Genomic DNA, 3,034 nt, shown 5'->3' with positions numbered 1-3,034 from the left:
AACTTTACTTATTAGTTCGTCAACACCACTGATAGTTTCACCAGTTTCAGGGTCTACTCTTCTTGCATATTGTGGGCGAAAACCATTCTGGTAATTACCATCAAAAGCCATGCGAAAAAGATTCCCATTCGAACCAATTACATCAGTCACATCTCTTTGATTAGAGATTCCAAACTCTTGTCCTCTCCAGTCAAGAAAAGCCTTTAATTCCTTCAAATTGACTATTCCACATTGATTTATAATCTCTACCAATTGATCTCTCAGCTCTCTTTTTTGACTCTCATCAAGTGTTATATAGCGGTCAAGATCAAAATCATTAATATGCAAAATATTTTTTTTATCGTAAATATGTTTATTCTTAGCAATAGCATCTTTCGATTCATGCGTAAGATATTCATATGAACCTTTGATATAATCAAGTATCTCAACATGAGCAATCGAACTATTTCCCAGTTTTCTCTTAATCTTATTCCTAACACTCTCTATTGTTACTGGATTTCGAGCAATATATATAACATGATAATGTGGTTTTTTATAATGCTTTCCATTCCGTATAACATCATTACTATTCCACGTATCTTCATCTTTTTTCTCATCCATATCGTGTAGAGGACTAACAGCCATTGAAATGCCTAAACTCTCTAATTTTTCTTTCCAATCATTTGGAATTGAATCAGGATATAATAAAAACCCAAAATGTCTAGCTTTAGTATTTTTAACAGCCATGATATAATTACCTTATCAAAACACATGTAGCGAAAACTCGTATCCTTCTAAAAACGCGAGATTTCGCTTATTTTTTTTGTTCTGATTCCTTTCTTGCATATTCTTCTATAGCTAACGCTGCAACCGCAGATTTTGAAAAACCTTTTTGTTTTGCCATATCTGTTAATTTCCTATCTTGCTCTTTAGTCAGAGAAATCATAACTCTTTTTTTCGATTCTGAAATCACCATTAAAAAAACCCCTATCAAATAATTTTATAAAAATAGTGTATCACTTTGTAGCTATATAAGCAACAATAAAGAAACTAATATATAGATTTTAAAAAAACGTTGGCGAAAACGTTGGCGATTCGTTGGCGATTCAAAAGTGACCAAACCCCTTGCCCCTGTTAGCTTCAAGAGATTTTGGCACAAAAATTGGCACTCGGCACACTATGGGGGGTCGTAGTACGGAAGCAAAATTCGCTTCCTCGCCCCCCATTTTTTACAAATTCCAAATTTTTTCCAAAAATTTTCCAGCGCTACCGCTCGGCAAAATTGCAAGCAATTTTTTAAACCATAAGACCATGAGGGAATTTCATTCCCTCAAACTCCCTTGAGCCTCTTCCTACCGAAATAGTGGGCTATCGCTTATTATTTCATTCAGTTATCGGCTTTCATAATCTAACAGCGAACCTCTTCACTGCAAAGCCACGCTACGCTCAAGGGCTTTTACGTTACGAGAACCGCTGTTTTAACGATTATGCCGACAACTAAACGAAATAAACGCTAAAACGCCTTAGAACGCATTTTTAGGCTGATACAGGCTTTTTAAAAACAAAACAATAGAGAAATATACCCATAAGAATCAAAACGCCTTAGAACGCATTTTATGAGCTTTAAAAATGATTTGCTTTTTATTCGCACGTTTACTTTTGATTAAACTAGCAAAGTCTGTTTAATTAAAAGTAAATGTTTAGTTGAGCAAAGCGAAACCAGAAAGGAGCAAACAACATGGGATTAGATTACAGAAAAACATTTGAAATTGAGATAATCAATGAATTTCAATCAGCGATTCACTCAAAAATGTTGAACTTTGTTTTAAATAATGAATTCGATAAAAGTGATTCTAAAAACCCACAAACAAACTTACTAAATCAATTATCAAACATGAATCAAATTAATTTATTTAAATTATCTCTTGAAGAACTAGAAGCCTATCATGAGTATTTACGAGCGATAAAAAAATATGCTGATAGCATCACATGAAAAATAATTTCACAATTTTCAAATAGCTTAATACTTGAAAACTGCCCTTTTTTGACTAAAATAATAATTGAAAAGAAAATATAGAAAGGATTGATTATTATGTCAAACGAAATTCAACAACGTAACTCAGACACATATAACATGACACCTTTCAATTTTTTTGAAGACTTTAGTCGTAATTTATTCAATGATTTTAAGCCAAATTTAATCAAAACAGATATTCATGAAACTGATAATGAATATTTTGTAGAAGCTGAACTTCCTGGTATTCCTAAAGAAAACATTCAAGTTACTTACGAAAACGGAGTATTAACAATTAGTGGCCAAAACCAAATTGATAAAGCAACCGAAGATAAAAAAGGAAGGTTGCTTCGTAGCGAACGTAGTTTAACAAGTGTCCGACGTCAATATTTATTAGAAAATATTAAAGAAGACGAAATAAAGGCTTCTTATTCAGACGGAATTCTTAAACTAACCTTGCCAAAAGATAGTAACAAAGAAATAAAAAAAGCTATTCCAATTGAGTAGTAATTAAAAAATTACGAAAAAAAGGCGTCTATAAAATTTTATAGGCGCCTTTTTTTCGTAAAAATAAATTATTTTTTCTTTCTCCATTCACTATCTAAAATCGAATAAATAATTTGATCTTGATAACCATACTTTTCCGATAAGTAATTATCTCTAATTAATTAATATCATTTGGTGTTGCAGCACAGAATTTCAGTCTTTCAGTTTCAAGCTATAGCTTGAAACATAGTACCACTCCTTTTCTATCATTTTTATATACCAAAGGGCGCACTTATACGCAGTAAAAAAATCTACCGAATTTTTTCTACGTTGTGCTAAGGGCGCACTTACACCCACCAAAATATTTTGGTTGCTATCGTGCTAAAAAAGAGTACAGATCACTCACGTGAAACTGTACTCTTTTTCCGTCAAGCGTGTTTGTTAAAATTCGCTTCGCTCTTGTCTAAAATTATTTATCAAAAAAATCTTTATAACTCACCTTTATTTTCTTCTCCTTCTTTAACTTTACTTATTAGTTCGTCAACACCACTGATA

Annotated in this window: 4 protein-coding genes; 2 read left to right on the top strand and 2 right to left on the bottom strand. The window is 32.2% G+C overall.

The features are described from left to right. On the bottom strand, nucleotides 1-726 hold a 726-nt coding region (locus tag HMPREF2953_RS10985), incomplete at its 3' end, for a replication protein (protein ID WP_070673434.1). A gap of 67 nt (nucleotides 727-793) precedes the next feature. Next, nucleotides 794-955 (bottom strand): hypothetical protein, encoded by a 162-nt coding sequence (locus tag HMPREF2953_RS10980; RefSeq protein ID WP_002328004.1) that lies wholly within the window; start codon nucleotides 953-955, stop codon nucleotides 794-796. A gap of 762 nt (nucleotides 956-1,717) precedes the next feature. On the opposite strand from HMPREF2953_RS10980, the gene HMPREF2953_RS10975 reads away from it, so the two are divergent. Beyond that, nucleotides 1,718-1,972, top strand: a complete 255-nt coding sequence (locus tag HMPREF2953_RS10975; RefSeq protein ID WP_002328003.1) for an epsilon-antitoxin — start codon at nucleotides 1,718-1,720, stop codon at nucleotides 1,970-1,972. A 99-nt stretch (nucleotides 1,973-2,071) separates the two neighbouring features. Continuing rightward, nucleotides 2,072-2,500 carry an Hsp20/alpha crystallin family protein gene (locus HMPREF2953_RS10970; protein WP_070673432.1) on the top strand — a complete coding sequence of 143 codons (429 nt, stop codon included), beginning with the start codon at nucleotides 2,072-2,074 and terminating at the stop codon, nucleotides 2,498-2,500. Nucleotides 2,501-3,034: the final 534 nt, after the last annotated feature.

The organism is Staphylococcus sp. HMSC072E01 (assembly GCF_001814125.1).
GTDB classification, from domain to species: domain Bacteria; phylum Bacillota; class Bacilli; order Staphylococcales; family Staphylococcaceae; genus Staphylococcus; species Staphylococcus hominis.
The sequence above is the reverse complement of the archived record's forward strand: the minus strand, read 5'-3'. Positions and strand labels throughout refer to the sequence as shown.